Origin of the sequence: Parafrankia sp. FMc2, from assembly GCF_041008525.1 — a bacterium.
Classification (GTDB): domain Bacteria; phylum Actinomycetota; class Actinomycetes; order Frankiales; family Frankiaceae; genus Parafrankia.
Window position 1 is genome coordinate 1 of record NZ_JBFLUG010000006.1, and the last position, 16,058, is coordinate 16,058.

Consider the following 16,058-nt stretch of genomic DNA (forward strand, 5'->3'; position numbering starts at 1 on the left):
GGGCCTCGCGGAACTCATGCCGGACCTTCACGGTCGAGCGAGCAGGGCGATGGCCCGGTGGGGACCAGGGGCGTGTCCGAACTCTCCCATTCGCGAGTTCCGACACGAGGAAGGTGCACCAGTGAGCACACGCGACCGGGCGGGACGGCCGGGATCCTCCACCGTGACGGGGCCCGTGGCCGAGGGCGGCGACGCGAGGCCGGGCGAGTCGCAGCGCCGCCGCCCCGCGGCGCTCTGGGACAGGGTGAAGTTCCTGCTTCTGCTCGGGGCGCTCTTCGCCTTCGTGGTGGCCGCGGACGTCTCGGGCAACCCACTGATGACGTGGGGCGACGCGATTCGCATCCAGGCGGAGTCGAGCTGGTGGATCCTGGCGCTGTTCGGCCTCGAGGTCGTCCACCAGATCCACATCTTTCTCGGCGAGCGGTCCGCGGGTTACTACCGCTTCTGGATGGAGAAGGTCTTCGGGCGCGCCGAGCGCCGTCTGCAGCGCCTGAACGACTGGAACCGGTACCGGGTCAGCCGCGCACTTAAGATCGTCGTGACGCTGGCGCTGTTCCTGTTCATCTACGCGCGGATCGTCGACGAGTCCCTCTTCGAGGCGACGGTCGGGCTGCCCGGCGCGGCCTGGGGCGCGATTCCCTACGTGCTGCAGATCGTGATGCTGATGCTGGTCGTCGTCGGCCAGTTCGTTGCGATCTTCTGGTTCCTGTCCAAGGGCGGCGTCGAGGTCTACTTCCCGGAGGACATCAGGACACGGTTCGCCGACGTGTGGGGCCAGGACCACGTCGTCGGGCGGGTCCGGGAGAACGTGTTCTACCTTGAACGCCCGGAGGAGATCGAGGACCGGGGCGGTTACGTTCCGGGCGGCATCCTGTTGTGGGGCCCGCCGGGAACCGGTAAGACGCTGATCGCGGAGGCGGTCGCCGGCGAGACCGGCAAACCCTATGTCTTCGTCGACCCGGGTGCCTTCTCTGCGATGTTCGTCGGCGTCGGCATTCTGAAGGTGAAGTCGCTGTTCCGCAAACTGCGGAAACTGTCGCTGCGGTACGGCGGCGTGATCGTGTTCTTCGACGAGGCCGACACCCTGGGCAACCGTGGCCAGCTCGCCACCGGCTTCGGGGGGAAGCTCGGCGGCGTGACCCCGTTTGCCGCCGGTGCCGCCCGCAGGGGCGGGTCCGGCGGCGGCCGCGACGTCTTCTCCACCGGGCACGCCGCCTTCGGGGTGCCGGCGGGCGCGGCGTCGGTGGACGCCTGCAACGGCTTCTCCTACCTCGACACCTTCGCCCAGGCGCAGATCGCCCGCGACCACGCGCAGCGGGACAACTTCGTCATGGGCGGAATGGGTGGCGGCGGGGGAAACATGGACGGGACCCTGCAGGCGCTGCTCACCGAGATGTCGGGCCTGAAGAAGCCGCGCGGCTTCCTGAACCGGGTCGTGCGGCGCACCCTCGGCATGCGCCCGAAGCCGCCGCCGAAGTACCGCATCCTGGTCATGATGGCGACGAACATGCCCCAGTCGCTGGACGAGGCCCTGCTGCGCCCCGGCCGCATCGACCGGATCTACAAGGTCGGCTACCCCAGCAAGGAAGGCCGGATCCGCACTTTCGAGGGCTATCTGGCCAAGGTGAACCACGAGCTGACGGCCGAGCAGATCGAGCGGCTCGCGATCATGAGCCCCGAGGCGACCGGCGCCACCATCAAGGACACGGTCAACGAGGCTCTCGTCCAGGCGATCAAGGATGGCCGCGAGGTCATCACCTGGCAGGACATCCTTCGCGCCCGGGTGATCAAGGAGTACGGCCTCGCCGACGACCACGAGCACATCGCCCGCGAGCGGCACAGCATCGCGCTGCACGAGGCCTGCCACGCCGTCGTCGCCTACCGCACCCAGCGTGGCCGCGTCATCGACCTGGCGACCATCGAGCGCCGCGGGGGAGTCGGCGGCTTCGTCGCGCACGTCGCCGTCGAGGACCGCATGTTCATGTGGAAGTCGGAGATCGAGATCCAGGTCATGGTGTCGCTCGCCTCGCTGGCCGGCGAACGGATGTTCTTCGACGGCGACAACACCGTCGGTGTCGGCGGCGACCTGCGCAGCGCCACTCTGCTGGTCTCGGGCAACATCTCCTCGGCGGCGATGGGGGAGACGCTCGCCTCCCGGCTCAGCATGATCGAGCACCAGATGGGCCAGGCGTCCATCGACGCGGACCGGCCGTTCGGCGAGCAGGTCGAGGCCAAACTGCGGGAGCTCTACGAGCGCACCGAGGGCGTCCTGGCCGCGAACCGGCGTGAGGTGCTGTCGCTGACCCACGCGCTGGAGACCCACAAGACGCTCACCGGCGAGGACGTCGAAGCCATCATGGAGGGGACCGTCGGCCCGACCATCGACGGCCGCCGCTACCTGGAACCCGGCTTCCTGGACGTCGCCGAGGCCTACCACCGCTCGGAGGTACTCGCCCACCGGGGGATGTACGAGAACGACGGCCTGCGCGAACTGCCCGAGCTCGGCAAGGCCGCGGCCCAGGAGGCACCGACCACCCCGCGCGCGCTGCCCGAGGGCCCGTCCACCACGAAGTGAGGCTCAGGCCCAGGGCGGCGCTCAGATCCTCGACGGTGTGACCGCCGGCTCCAGCGCGGCGGTGGGCTCGATCCCGTCGGCGGGTGCCAGCGCCGCGGCCGTGGGCAACGGCACGGCGGTGGGCACCAGTGCGGCCGTGGGCGCGAGCTCGGCCATGGGCGCGAGCTCGGCCATGGGCGCGTGGCGGGCGACGGGCTGGTCCGCGGCAGTGCTCTTCTGCGCCGCACGGGCACCGCGGCGCAGCGACGACACCGCGTAGAAGGAGCCGGCGAGGGCGGCGGCGCCGGCCAGCAGCAGGCCGGCGCGGGCACCGAACGTCTCCGCCACCCAGCCCGCGATCGGCCCGCCCACCGGCGTCGAGCCGAGGAACGCCACCGACCAGAGGGCCATCACCCGGCCGCGCATCTCCGGCGCCGCGGCCAGCTGCACGGTCGCATTGCCGGTGGAGATGAACGCGACGCTCGCCGCGCCGACGACGACCAGTGCGGCGACCTCGAGCGCCAGCGTCGGGGCGGCCGCCGCGAGCAGGAGAACCGCTCCGAACAGGCCCGATGTCAGCGCGAGGGCACCGACACCGATCCGGCGACGCCGGGCCACGAACAGGCCGCCGGCGACGGCCCCGGCCCCCATCGCGCCGGTGAACAGGCTGTAGGTGGCTGCCGAACCGTCGAAGGTCTCGCGGGCCACCAGGGGCAGCACCACCTGGAACTCGTACGACAGGGCGCCGATCACGGCCATCATCAGCAGCGGGATCCGCAGCTCCGGGGTCCGCACCACGTAGGCGAAACCGGAACGCACCTGGCCGGGCGCCCGAGGCACCGGGCGGTAGGGGATCAGAGCACCGACGTCCATGCGCCGCAGGGCGAGGACGACGGCCACGAACGAGGCTCCGTTGAGCAGGAAGCAGCCGCTCGTCCCGACCAGGCTGATCAGGATGCCGGCGATGCCCGGCCCGACGACGCGGGCGGCGTTCATCGTCACCGAGTTCAGGGTGACGGCATTCGGGAGATGGTCGGCGCTGACCATCTCCTGGACGAAGCTCTGGCGGGTCGGGTTGTCGACCGCGCTGATCAGACCGATCGCCGCCGCCACGGCCGCGACCATCCACAGCTCGGCGGTGCCGGTGGCATCCAGGACGCCGAGCAGGACCGCGAGCGTGGCGAGCATGATCTGGGTGGTGATCAGCAGTCGCCGCGAGTCCGAGCGGTCGGCGATCAGGCCGCCGTAGGCGCCGAACAGCAGGACCGGCAGGAACTGGGCCGCCGTCACCAGGCCGAGCTCGGTACCGGAGGCGCCGAGGGAGAGCACCAGCCAGCCGAGGGCGATGGTCTGCATCCAGGTCCCGCACAGCGAGACCACCTGGCCGCCCAGGAAGAGGCGGAAGTTCGGCACCTGCAGCGCGGCGAACGTCCCGGTTCGTGACTCCGCGGTGCCGGGGGTGACAGATCCGTGCGCCAGTGACGTGACCATGCGTCTCATGCGGTACCTCCGCCCTCGACAACGCGTGCCCACCGGAATTTATTTCGCAAGGCTAAGTATTTTTCGGTCGCCGGTCGCCGGTCGCCGGTCGCCGGTCGCCGGTCGCCGGTCGCCGGTCGCGCGGTCCGCGTGTGCTCCGCGGGTGGTGGTGGCCGTCGTGGGCTGGTGCTGGAAGATCTCGCCGACTACTATCGAACACACGTTCGAAGAGTGAGGTGCGGTGAGCTGCGGGCGGCAGTGAACAGGCGTGGCAGTGAACGGATGTGGCGGAGCACGGATGCCGATCAAGGGGGTGGCGGTGGATGACATCGACGCGCAGGTGGCCAGGCTTGCCACAGTCGATCCGGGCGGGCTGCCGGACAGCGAGCTGGCGCTGCTCGTGATCGACATGCGCCGGCTCGTCGACGCGACGGAGGCCAGCTGGATCCGGCTGCTCGCCGAGTTCGACCGGCGGGGGCTTTGGCAGCTCGACGGCGCGCGCTCGGCGGCGGCCTGGCTGCGCCGGGAGTGCCGGCTGGTGCATCCCGCGACGACGGCCGCCCTGCTGGTGGCGGGCGTGCTGCGGTTCCTGCCGGTGACGGCGGAGGCGTTCCGGTCGGGGTCGATCAGCTTCGAGCACGTCCGGGCGATCGCGCCCGCGGCCGAGGGCGGCCGGGCCGACCTGGTGCGCAACGCGGACCCGATCTTCGCGCGCGCCGCGCTGTGGATGAACCCGCGCCAGATGGGCAACGTCGTGCGCACCTGGATCCGGCTGACGGACTCCGAGCGTCCCGAACCGCCCGAACGGCGAGGCGGGCGTGGGCCGTGAGCCGTGCCCGGCCGCCGGAAACGGGGCGGCCGGGCGGGTCCCACGCAGGACCCACCCGGCCGCCCGGCACCGCTGGCTACAGCGGGATGTTGCCGTGCACGTTCTTGTCCGGGCGGGCGGCAGCCAGCGCCTCCGCGAGCGCGGTGGCCACGGCCCCGCGGGTCTCGGCGGGAGCGACGACCGCGTCCACCACGCCAAGCTCGACCGCGCGCTCCACACCGCCGACAGTGCGCACGTGCTCCTCGGCCAGCTCAACCACCACGTCCGGGCGGCGCTGCGCGGGCACCTCGGCGAGCCGGCGGCGGTGCAGGATGCCGACCGCGGCCTCGGCGCCCATGACCGCGAGCTGCGCGGTCGGCCAGGCGTAGACGGCGGTCGCGCCGAGGCAGCGGGCGTTCATCGCGATGTACGCGCCGCCGTAGGCCTTGCGTGTCACCACGGTGACCCGGGGGACGGTGCACTCGGAGAAGGCGTAGAGCAGCTTCGCCCCCCGGCGGACCACACCCTCCCACTCCTGGCCGACACCCGGTAGGTAGCCGGGCACGTCGACCAGCACCACCAGCGGAATCCCGAAGGAGTCACACATGCGCACGAAGCGGGACGCCTTCTCCGCCGAGAGGGCGTCGAGGCAGCCGCCGCGGCGCAGCGGGTTGTTGGCGACCACGCCCACCGTCCGGCCGCCAAGACGGCCGAGAGCGGTCACGATGTTGCGTGCCCACTTGGGGTGCAGCTCCACGACCTCGTCGTCGAGCAGCCCGGCGACCAGCGGGCGCACGTCGTACGCGCGGCGCGGGTTCTCCGGCAGCAGCTGGCCGAGGTCCCGCCCGGGGACGGGGCCGATCGAACCCTGGTCGGCGAGCAGTGCGGTGATGGCGCGGGTCTGCTCGAAGGCGGCGTCGTCGGTGTCGCAGGCGAGGTGGACGACACCGCTGCGGGTCGAGTGCACCTCGGGCCCGCCGAGGCTGTCCCCGGTGCACTCCTCACCGGTCACCGAGCGGACCACGTCGGGGCCGGTGACGAACACCTTCGCGTCCGGGCCGGTGATGACCAGGTCGGTCAGTGCCGGGCCGTACGCGGCGCCGCCGGCAGCAGCACCCAGGACGAGGGAGAGCTGGGGCACCTGCCCGGAGGCGCGAACCGTCGCGGCGAACACGCGGCCGACCCCGTCGAGTGAGGCCACGCCCTCCTGCAGCCGTGCGCCGCCGGAGTGCCAGATGCCGATGACCGGACAGCCCATCCGGACCGCCGACTCGATCGCGTGCACGATGCGTGCGCAGCCGTCCCGGCCCATCGCGCCGCCCTGGACAGTCGGGTCCGTGGCGAAGGCGACGACCTCGTTGCCGGCAACGAGCCCCTGCCCGGCGACCACGCCGGAGCCGTCGGCCGCGGCGAACAGGGACAGGGAGTCCGGGTCGAAGAAGCGGCTCAGCCGCGCCACGGGCGTGCGTGGGTCGGTGCGATCGATGGTGGACAGACTCACCGTAGGTCTCCTCGGTTGAGCGGTAACAGTCTGCTCCTGCGCAGATGGCGGTAACGCAGATGCCCGCCGTGAGCTCTTGAGAGCATGAACGTCGATTACTGCCCGGGCCGAACATGTCGTGCCGCGTTCCCAGGTGTGCCGCCGCCGTCGCGGCGGCACAGTGCCCTGGGAAGCGTCTGTCTCCTAGACCGTGAAGGCGAGGCAGACGTCGTGCCCGCCGAACCCGAACGAGTTCGAGAGGCCCGCGCCGGCGCCCAGCTTCCGGTTGTCGATACGCACGACGTCGAGAGCGATCTCGTCGTCGAGCGCGTCAAGGTTGCGCGTCGCCGGAACGACACGCTCGCGCAGCGAGAGGAGCGTGACCACTGCCTCCAGCGCACCGGCCGCGCCGAGCAGGTGGCCTGTCATCGACTTGGTCGAGGTGACCGCGATCGCATCGAGCGCGTCACCCAGCGCCAGCCGCAGACCCACCGACTCGGCGACGTCGCCGGTCGGTGTCGACGTCGCGTGCGCATTGATGTGGATCACATCATCGGCCTCGAGCGAGGCCGAGCGCAACGCGGCGCGGACCGCGCGGGCAGCACCCGCACCGGTCGGGTCGGTCGCCGCCACGTGGTAGGCGTCCGAGCTGATGCCGGCACCGGCAAGGACGCCGTGGACCCGGGCCCCCCGGGCCTGTGCGTGCTCCGCCGACTCCAGCACCACGATGGCGGCGCCCTCACCGAGGACGAAGCCGTCCCGGCCCTTGTCGAACGGCCGCGACGCGGTCTCCGGCGCGTCGTTGCGCCGGGAGAGGGCCTGCATCTGGGCGAAACCGGCGATCGGCAGGGCGGCGATCGCCGCCTCCGTTCCGCCGGCGATGACAATGTCCGCCCGGCCGGCGCGGATGATGTCCAGCGCCAGCGCGATCGCCTCCGAGCCGGAGGCACAGGCGCTGACCGGTGCGTGCACCCCGGCCTTGGCGCCGAACGCCAGGCCGACCGTGCTCGCCGGGCCGTTCGGCATCAGCATCGGGACCACGTGCGGCGAGACCCGCCGCGGCCCGCGCTCCCGCAGCACGTCGTGCTGCTGCAGCAGGGTCTGCACCCCGCCGATCCCCGAGGCGACGCAGACCGCGAGCCGCTCGGCGTCGACGTCCGGGGTTCCCGCGTCAGCCCACGCCTCCCGTGCGGCGACCAGAGCCATCTGCTGGCTGCGGTCGAGGGTTCTCGCCTCGACCCGGCCCAGCGGAGGCTCGACCGCCAGCGGGGCGGCGATGTGGACGGGGAGCTGCTCGACCCAGTCCTCGGTCAGGCGACGTGCGCCGGAGCGGCCGGAGAGCAGCCCCTCCCACGTGGACGGCACGTCGCCGCCGAGGGGAGTGGTAGCCCCGAGGCCGGTGACGACGACCTGCCTGGGGGAGGCCGTCACGCGGCGACACCCGCCCGCTGGATGTAGGAGACGGCGTCGCCGACGGTCTTGAGGGTCTTGACGTCCTCGTCCGGGATCTTCACACCGAACTTCTCCTCGGCGGCGACCACGACCTCGACCATGGACAGCGAGTCGACGTCCAGGTCGTCGATGAAGGTCTTGTCCGCGGTGACGTCGGCCGGGTCGACGCCGGCAACCTCCTCGAGGATGGCGGCGAGGCCGGAAAGGATATCGGCTTGCGACATGGGGGTTCCTCCTGTGCAGGATGCGGGGTCAGCGTCCCGGCCGGGCCGGTAGCTGGGGCGGGGCGGGGCGGATGGCCCGCTGGGGGCCGGTCCGGACTGTCGTGGTGCAGGAGCATGGCACCGTCCGGCCGCCATGCTGAGGCGGGTGCCGGGGATCCCGGTACCCGGGATCCGGGCGGGGGTCCGGGTGCTCAGGGGCAACGGACCACCTGCCCGCAGTAGGTGAGGCCGGCGCCGAACCCGAAGAGCAGCACCGGGTCGCCAGACACCACCTCACCGGCTTCCATCATCCGGTCGAGTGCGAGCGGAATGCTGGCGGCGGACGTGTTGCCGGAGTCCACCACATCGCGGGCGATGGGAATGTCGGGCACGCCGAGGCCGCCGGCGAGCGCCTCGACGATACGCAGGTTCGCCTGGTGCGGCACGATCGCGGCCAGCTCGGTCGGCTCGACACCGGCCCGCTCGCAGACCGTCCGCAGGGTGGGGACGAGGGAGATCGCCCAGCGGAACACTGCCGGGCCCTCCATGCGGAAGGCGTTGTCGCCCCGCCCGGGTACCTGGATGGCCTCCGGCCGGGAGCCGTCGTGACCCCAGACCGCGGGGCCGATCCCGCTCTCCGCGGGGCCGACGACCACCGCGCCCGCGCCGTCGGCGAGCAGGACGCAGGTGGAGCGGTCGCTCCAGTCGGTGTAGTCGGAGAGCCGCTCGGTCGCGACGACCAGCGCGTGCCGCACGCTGCCGGCGCGGACCATGTCGGCAGCGGTGGCGACGGCGTAGCAGAAGCCGGCGCAGCCGCCGTTGATGTCGAAGGTGCCGGCGGTGGACGCCCCCAGCCGCGCGGCGATCTGCGGGGCGGTGCCCGGGATCTGGGACGGCGCGGTACAGGTGGCGCCGATGACCGCGTCGACATCGGTGGCGGTGAGCCCCGCGGAGGCCAGGGCCTTCTCCGCCGCGCTGGTCCCCATCGCGACGGTGGACTCCTCCTCGTCGGCGATGCGCCGCGTCGCGATCCCGGTCCGGGTGCGGATCCAGGAGTCGGACGTGTCGATCACGCCGATGAGCTCCTCGTTGGTGACCAGCCGGGCCGGGCGGTAGGTGCCGAGGCCGAGCAGGCCCGCGCCAGCAGGGCTCATGAGACCGCCCCGACGAGTGTGGCCGCCTGAGCCGGCACGGCCGGCGGTGGCAGGTACTCGGCGACGAGGGCACGCGCCGCGTCGAGGTCGGCCGGGGTCTTCACGGCGACGATCTTCGTGCCGCGCAGCTCGCGGCGGGCGATGCCGGCCAGCGTGCCCGCCGGCGGAAGCTCGATGACCGCGGTCACGCCGGCCTCCCGCATGGCGGCGAGGCACAGGTCCCAACGGACCGGGGCGGCGACCTGGGTGACGAGCCGGGCGACGAGGTCCGCGCCGTCGTGGACGAGCGCGCCGTCGGCGTTGGAGAGCTGGCCCAGCGCCGGGGTGCCCGGCACGATCCCGCCGGCGACGGCGCGCAGCGCGTCACCGGCCGGGGCCATGTGGCGGGTGTGGAAGGCGCCGGCGACCGACAGCGGGCGCAGCTTCGCGCCGGCGGGAGGCGCCTCGGCCAGCTTCGCGAGGTCGTCGAGGGTGCCGGCGGCGACGATCTGGCCGGCGCCGTTGCGGTTCGCCGCGGTCAGCCCCAGCGCCTCCAGCGCGGCGGTGACCTCCTCCGCGTCGCCACCGAGCAGGGCGGTCATACCGGTGGGAGTGACGGCCGCCGCCTGGGCCATCGCCCGGCCGCGCAGGCCGACGAACAGCAGCGCCGCCTCCGGAGTGAGCGAGCCGGTGATCGCCGCGGCCGTGATCTCGCCGACGCTGTGGCCGGCGAGCACCGCGCGCGCACCGGAAGCGGCGGCGGGGGTGACCGGCAGCAGGCCGAGCTGTTCGGCGGCCAGCAGGCCGGTCGCGACGATCAGTGGCTGGGCGACGGCGGTGTCCCGGATCGTCTCCGCGGGTGCCTCGCAGCCGAGGTCGATGAGGTCCAGGCCGACGGCGGTCGACCACCACCGCAGCCGGGACTCGACGCCGTCGAGCTCCAGCCACGGACGTAGCTGTCCGGGCGTCTGGGCACCCTGTCCCGGTGCGAGGATCGCGAGCACGTCTCCACCTAACCCCGTGCGGCTGGTCGTTGTCGCTGGCGCTGAGTCACCGATGTCTCGACGGCTCGTTGTTGATGCCCTACAAAAGGCTGGCGCCGACGGTACGTTAGTCCCCCGGCGGGTCACCTGGTTGAAATGTGGTGACTGGACGGTAAATCTGCTTGGTGTGACCGTTCTCGCACCGCGGGCGAGGGCCCGTCGAGTGACCTACGGACGGGGTTCGGGTCCGGATCGATCTGTAGGTTGCGCACCGTCCAAACGGCCGAGTACCAGGGCGATGTGCAGGATGAATCGCTCCCGGTGATCGGCGGGGTCGAGCCCGCAGACGTCGGCGGCCTTGCGTAGCCGGTAACGCACCGTGTTGGGATGAAGGTAGAGCGCGCGGGCGGTCGCCTCCAGTGACGCGCCGAAGTCGAGGTAGGCGCCCGCGGTCTCCAGCAGCGGGCTCCCCGCGTTGCGCAGTGGCAGGTAGACCTTGTTGATCAGGCTCTGCCGCGCGTCCGCGTCTCCGGCCAGGGCCAGCTCCGGCAGCAGTGCGCTGGCCGGCACCGGGCGAGGTGCGGCCGGCCAGGCACCCACCACGTCGGCGGCGGCGAGGGCGGCGCGGGCGCTGCGCGGCGCGCCGGTGAGATCCGCCGCGATCGGCCCGACGACGACCGGCCCGGGCCCGCAGGACGGCAGCAGGGCGCGGGCCGCGTCCAGTGCCGTCTCGGCGCTGCCTGTGGGAGGTGTGCCGCCCGCGGCCGGCCCGGTGCCCGTGCCCGCGGCGCCGGCCGCCGGCGAGGCGCCCGCGGCCGCGGTCACCGGCGGGTCGCTGTCCGCCGGGCCGAAGGCTCCGCCGACGACCATCACGAGCCGGTCGTGGTGGACGCCGGCCAGGACCTCCAGTCCGGCGGCGCGGGCGCAGCGGTGCACCTCGTCGACGGCGGCCTCCGGTGAGGTCGGCGGCGCCGACCCGACGACGACGGTGACCGCCGGCGGGTTGCGCCAGCCGACCGCCGCCGCGCGTGACGGCAGCCCGCGGTCGACCTCGCCGCGCACCACGTGGTCGACGACCAGGGCCTCCAGCCGGGCGTCCCAGGCGCCCCGCTCCTCGGCTGCCCGCGCGTACACGACCGCGCCGGCGAACGCGATGTCCCGGGAGTAGCGAAGGACGTCCGCGAGCAGGCGCTGCTCGTGCTCCGGGCCGGCGAGGGTGGGCACCTCGTCCTCGATGGCCTCGACGGCGACCCGCACGAGGTCGACGAGACGGCGGAAGGTGACCGCGCGGACAAGTTCGCGCGGGGCCACCCGGAACACATCGCCGGACAGCTCGCGGGCGTGCTGGGGGCGCCGGCACCACTCGACGAAGGAGGAGATGCCGGCCTGGACGACGAGCTGGATGTCGGCCCGGTGCCGTGCCGACATTCCCGGATACCAGGGGAGGACCTCGGTCATCCGGGTGGCGGCCCGCGTGGCGAGCCGGCCGCTGGCCAGCTCGACCCGACGCATCACCTCGTCGGTCGTGCCGAGAGCTGGTCCGGCTCCCGGGCCGGCGGCGGGCTCGGCGCCGGCCGGACCGGTCGCGGCGTCCCCGGCGCTCCCCCGGGGGGCGCTGTCGGCGGCGGCGGCGTCGCCGGCCGGCCCGGCCGGCGCGGTTCCCCTGCCGCGGGACGACGAGGACGGGACCGGGGTGGAGGAGGAGAAGGAGGCCGCGGTGGCCGGGGAGAGCGACGGCGGCAGCGGTGGGTGGTCGGGTGGCGCTCCGATGGCCCGACTGGCCGCCCCTACCTCGTCATCCGCCACGGCATCCAGGATGTCACGGCCTCAGAGCTGGTTCCGGTAGGTGGCTGCCCAGTCATGGACCCGGGCCACGTAGGCCCGGGTCTCGTGGAAGTCCGGGATGCCGCCGGCGGTGCGGACGGCCTGCGGCCCGGCGTTGTAGGCGGCGAGAATCAGGGAGGTGCGGTCGCCGGGCACGTCGGCCAGCGAGCTGGCAAGGTGTGCCTCGTACCGCGCGGCGGACGGGATGGCGTCGCGTGGCTCCAGCGGGTCGGCCCGGCCGTCACCGTTCCCGTCGACGCCGAACTGCGCCCAGGTGGTGGGGAGGAACTGCATCAGCCCGCGGGCGCCCGCGGGGGAGACGGCGGACGGGTCGAAGCTGCTCTCGACCCGGGCCTGGGCGGCGAGCTGTGCCGCGCTGAGTACCCCGTGGGTCGCGGCCGCTGCCTGGAACAGCGGCACGAGCTCGTCCGGGACGTTCTCGAACGCCCGGTCGAAGATGTGCGAGCACCCGGAGATCAGGCCGAGTACACAGACCAGGGCCAGGATCGCCGGGGCGGGCACACGCCGGGTCACGCGAGCAGCCGGGCCCGCAGGGAGCGCAGGTCGTCGGCAGAGACGCCCGCGGACCGTGCCCAGGCCGCCGGACCCCCCCAGATGCGGTCCACGCCGTCCAGGAACCCGTGCATGACCTCCCGGCGGCAGAGCATCTTGTCCACCGTGAGCGGGTTGTTCGGCCGGTTGTAGGAGGGGAGGCGGACCAGTCGGGCGTCGACCAGGGCGATGCGCTCGTTGGTGAGGGCGTAGTCCTCGACGATCTCCTCCCGGTCGACCCCGACGATGCCCAGGACGAGCGCGGCGAGCACCCCGGTACGGTCCTTGCCGGCGGCGCAGTGGAACAGCGCCGGCCCGGTGTCCGGCTGGGCGAGCAGGTGGACGGCCCGGGCCGCCGCGCCACCGGCGAGCCGCAGGTAGTCCAGGTAGTGCTCGACGCGGTCGCGTGACTCCAGGTCCGTGACGATCGTCGGGTAGCGCGGGTCGTCCGGCATGACCCACTGCGCCGCGGGGAGAAACGACAGGTTGTGGTAATCGACCGGCTCGTGCTCCAGCGGCCCGCGGCCCTCCCGCCCCGCCTCCTCCTCGGCCCGCAGGTCGAGGACGGTGCGCAGCCCGAAGGCCTGGCGCAGTCGGGTGACGTCCGCCGTGGTGAGCTCCTGCAGCGTGTCGCTGCGCAGCAGCACGCCGGGCCGCGTCAGCCCGCCGTCGACGGTGGGGATGCCGCCCAGGTCACGGGTGTTGTCGGTGCCTGCGAGGTCGAACCAGCGGTGCACCTGCCGATCATAGGTCCGGGCGCTGGGCCCTCGGCTCGGGTTCGCGCATTCGGGGTGTGACGACCGGCGGGCGGGGGGCGTCGGCCCCCGACCGGTCGATCGGGCGGGCCGGCACACCGGCCACGACGAGCCCGGGGGCGACGTCGCCGGTGACGACCGCGCCGGCGCCCACCACAGCGCCGGCGCCGATCCGGGTGCTGCGGACGACACTCGCCTGCATGCCCACCCAGGCCCCTTGCCCGACCTCGACAGCGCCACCGATCCGGGCTCCGGGGGCGACTGTCGCGTAGTCGCCGAGACGGCAGTCGTGGGCCACCCCCGCACCGATGTTCACCAGCACGTGCCGGCCCGTCTCGATGTTGGTGGTGAGGCTCGCGAGCGCGCAGACGACGGTGCCCGGCCCGAGCTTGACGTCCCCGCCGAGGTAGGCGCGGGGATGCACGAGCGTCGCCGGGCGGCGCCCGTACGCGCTGGCGTAGCGGTCGATCCGTTCCCGGGAGGCGGCGGCGCCGACCCCGATCAGGTAGTCGGCCTCCAGGCCGGCGAGCAGATCGAGGCCGCCGAGGACGGCGGACCCGCGCCGGGCCAGGGGTTCGGGATCGACCTGGCCGTCGTCGAGGAAGCCCAGGAAGCGGTAGGCGGCCCCGCCGGCGGCGGCATTGATCGCCTCCACGAGGTCCAGGAGCTCGCGGCCATGGCCGCCGGCTCCCACGATGACGAGCTGGCGTCGGTCGGCTGGCACCGGGCGACCGTAGAGCGACGACCCTCCCCGTTCAATCGGACACTCTGTGTAGTCGGAATGGGTGACCGCCGAGCCGGGCCGGGCCGTCGACGCGCGCCGCTGACTCCTGCCGGTCATCCGGTACGGACGTCGTCCGGCGCCGGGCCGCCCTGGCTCGGCACGACGGGCGCGGGCACGGCAGGCGTGGCGGGCACGACCGGCGCCGGCGGGGTGGACCGGGTCAGCCGGTGCAGCGCCGTGCGGATCACCGTCGGTTCGGCGTACGGGTCGAGTGCGCGGGCGGCCACCGGGTCCAGCGGGGGCACCGGGACCTGGGAGATCAGCGGGTGCCGCGGCCGATTGTCGAGCTCGTCCGCGCCGAGGAGCACCTCGTGCAGCTTCTCGCCGGCGCCGAGGCCGGTGTAGACGATGTCGATTGGTGTGGGCGCCCGTGCCGCGAGACGCCGGGCGACATCCGCGATGCGCACCGGTTCGCCCATGTCGAGGACGAGAGCCTCACCGGCGGAGCCGAGCGCCCCGGCCTGCAGGACGAGCTGCACCGCCTCCTGGATGGTCATGAAGTACCGGGTGACCCGTGGATCGGTGACAGTGAGTGGCCCGCCGGCGGCCAGCTGCCCGGCGAAGACCGTCAACACCGAGCCGTTGCTGCCGAGCACGTTGCCGAAGCGGACGCTGACCAGCACACCGGGTGCGGTCGCGGCGACATGGGCGGTGAGCCGCTCGGTGATCCGCTTCGAGTAGCCGAGCACACTGCCCGGGTTGGCGGCCTTGTCGGTGGAGATGTTGACGAGCCGCTCGACCCCGCAGGCGACCGCGGCCTCCAGGACGTTCAGCGTTCCCCACAGGTTCGTCTTCACGGACTCGCCGGGGAAGCGCTCCAACAGCGGCAGGTGCTTGAGCGCGGCGGCGTGGAACACGACCTCCGGCCGGCGCTGCGCGAACAGCTCGGCCATCGCCCGGGCATCGCGGATGTCGGCGAGCACGATCGTGTCGTCGTCGAGCATCGCCCGGCCGTGCAGGGAGAGCTGGACGGCCCGCAGCGCGGACTCGTCCCGGTCGAGCATGATCAGCTCTGCCGGGCCGAAGGAGTGGATCTGCCGGCACAGCTCGGAGCCGATCGAGCCACCCGCACCGGTCACCAGAATCCGGCGGCCGGCCAGGTAGACCCGGGCGGCTGTCATGTCGGTCCGTACCTGGCGGCGTCCGAGCAGGTCGGCAAGGTCGAGATCGCGGATGTCGGCGACCCCGACCGTCCCGTCGGCGAGATCCATGACCCGGGGGAGCACCTTCACGGCGAGCCCGGCGGGTTCGGCCAGCGCGCTGATCTCGCGGAGCAGCGAGCCGTCCGCGCTGGGGATGGCGACCAGCAACGTGCGCGCGCCGGTCGACGCGGCGACGCCCGCGATGGCGTCCCGTCCGCCGCGGACCCGGACTCCGGACAGCTGCAGGTTCCAGGTGCCCGGGTCGTCGTCGAGCAGCGCGACCGGCAGGTAGGGGCTGTCCGGGGTGCGCAGCATCGCGCTGATCACCCGCTGCCCGCCGTCGCCGGCCCCGAACACGATCAGTGGCTCGGCGGCCTCCAGGGTCGGGCGGCGCAGCCGCTCCTCGAGCAGCCGCCACAGGTAGCGGACGCCGAACATCAGGACCAGAGTGACCGCGCCGCCCAGTACCGGCACGCTGAGCGGCACCGCCCGCGGCTGGCCGAAGGCCAGGATGACGACCAGAACGCCGGCGACGGTGACGACGACCGAGATGAGAATCCCCAGAACCTCGTCGAAGCCGCCGAACCGGTAACGCCCCAGGTAAAGGTGCAGCGCCGTGCCCGAGAAGTGCAACAGGCATACGGCGAGAAACAGAATGACCCAGAATCCCAGGTCGGCGAGTGCGCCCGGATCGAAGTCGAACCGCCCGACCTGCGCCGCGATGAGCCCGAATGCCAGCGCGCAGACGTCCAAGGTGATCTGCAGCCCGACCCGCTGGCGGAGATTGAGCCGCGACACGCGCTGGGCGACCGCTGTCATCCACAGACCGTGACGTGGTCCGTCTACTCTACGTCTCCACATGAGTCCAAAGAGTAATTTCCACTGTGAGTAAATGACCGACTACGAGTG

At 72.9% G+C, this 16,058-nt stretch carries 13 protein-coding genes; 2 read left to right on the forward strand and 11 right to left on the reverse strand.

Annotated elements, in window-relative coordinates:
- Window positions 1-121: 121 nt before the first annotated feature.
- A complete protein-coding gene (locus tag AB1460_RS03820) occupies window positions 122-2,575 on the forward strand; it encodes an AAA family ATPase (protein WP_420497185.1) in 2,454 nt (817 codons plus the stop codon).
- A 21-nt stretch (window positions 2,576-2,596) separates the two neighbouring features.
- Here AB1460_RS03820 and AB1460_RS03825 read toward each other — a convergent pair whose 3' ends face one another.
- Entirely contained in the window at window positions 2,597-4,045 is a 1,449-nt protein-coding gene (locus AB1460_RS03825) for an MFS transporter (RefSeq protein ID WP_368959251.1), read from the reverse strand.
- A gap of 286 nt (window positions 4,046-4,331) precedes the next feature.
- Here AB1460_RS03825 and AB1460_RS03830 point away from each other — a divergent pair, with 286 nt between their 5' ends.
- The gene (locus tag AB1460_RS03830) at window positions 4,332-4,862 is read left to right on the forward strand and encodes a DUF222 domain-containing protein (protein WP_368959168.1); all 531 of its coding nucleotides are present in this window, start codon (window positions 4,332-4,334) and stop codon (window positions 4,860-4,862) included.
- A gap of 76 nt (window positions 4,863-4,938) precedes the next feature.
- Here the strand turns inward: AB1460_RS03830 and AB1460_RS03835 are convergent, their stop codons facing one another.
- The 10 genes from AB1460_RS03835 to AB1460_RS03880 form a co-directional block, all read right to left on the reverse strand.
- Window positions 4,939-6,342: an acyl-CoA carboxylase subunit beta gene (locus tag AB1460_RS03835; RefSeq protein ID WP_368959169.1), complete on the reverse strand. Its 1,404-nt coding sequence runs from the start codon at window positions 6,340-6,342 to the stop codon at window positions 4,939-4,941.
- A gap of 183 nt (window positions 6,343-6,525) precedes the next feature.
- Window positions 6,526-7,752 (reverse strand): beta-ketoacyl-ACP synthase II, encoded by a 1,227-nt coding sequence (gene fabF, locus AB1460_RS03840; protein ID WP_368959170.1) that lies wholly within the window; start codon window positions 7,750-7,752, stop codon window positions 6,526-6,528.
- Window positions 7,749-7,997 (reverse strand): acyl carrier protein, encoded by a 249-nt coding sequence (locus AB1460_RS03845; RefSeq protein WP_368959171.1) that lies wholly within the window; start codon window positions 7,995-7,997, stop codon window positions 7,749-7,751. The genes fabF and AB1460_RS03845 overlap by 4 nt, the downstream gene beginning before the upstream one ends.
- Window positions 7,998-8,188: 191 nt before the next feature.
- Window positions 8,189-9,130 (reverse strand): beta-ketoacyl-ACP synthase III, encoded by a 942-nt coding sequence (locus AB1460_RS03850; protein ID WP_368959172.1) that lies wholly within the window; start codon window positions 9,128-9,130, stop codon window positions 8,189-8,191.
- Window positions 9,127-10,113, reverse strand: a complete 987-nt coding sequence (locus AB1460_RS03855; RefSeq protein WP_368959173.1) for an ACP S-malonyltransferase — start codon at window positions 10,111-10,113, stop codon at window positions 9,127-9,129. The genes AB1460_RS03850 and AB1460_RS03855 overlap by 4 nt, the downstream gene beginning before the upstream one ends.
- Window positions 10,114-10,320: 207 nt before the next feature.
- The gene (locus tag AB1460_RS03860) at window positions 10,321-11,898 is read right to left on the reverse strand and encodes a PucR family transcriptional regulator (RefSeq protein ID WP_368959174.1); all 1,578 of its coding nucleotides are present in this window, start codon (window positions 11,896-11,898) and stop codon (window positions 10,321-10,323) included.
- Between the two features lie 21 nt (window positions 11,899-11,919).
- The gene (locus AB1460_RS03865) at window positions 11,920-12,450 is read right to left on the reverse strand and encodes a lytic transglycosylase domain-containing protein (RefSeq protein ID WP_368959175.1); all 531 of its coding nucleotides are present in this window, start codon (window positions 12,448-12,450) and stop codon (window positions 11,920-11,922) included.
- Entirely contained in the window at window positions 12,447-13,205 is a 759-nt protein-coding gene (locus tag AB1460_RS03870; RefSeq protein WP_368959176.1) for a tyrosine-protein phosphatase, read from the reverse strand. The genes AB1460_RS03865 and AB1460_RS03870 overlap by 4 nt, the downstream gene beginning before the upstream one ends.
- A gap of 7 nt (window positions 13,206-13,212) precedes the next feature.
- On the reverse strand, window positions 13,213-13,947 hold the full coding sequence (locus AB1460_RS03875; RefSeq protein ID WP_368959177.1) for a NeuD/PglB/VioB family sugar acetyltransferase: 735 nt from the start codon (window positions 13,945-13,947) through the stop codon (window positions 13,213-13,215).
- 113 nt (window positions 13,948-14,060) lie between these two features.
- The gene (locus AB1460_RS03880) at window positions 14,061-15,968 is read right to left on the reverse strand and encodes a polysaccharide biosynthesis protein (protein ID WP_368959178.1); all 1,908 of its coding nucleotides are present in this window, start codon (window positions 15,966-15,968) and stop codon (window positions 14,061-14,063) included.
- Window positions 15,969-16,058 lie beyond the last annotated feature (90 nt).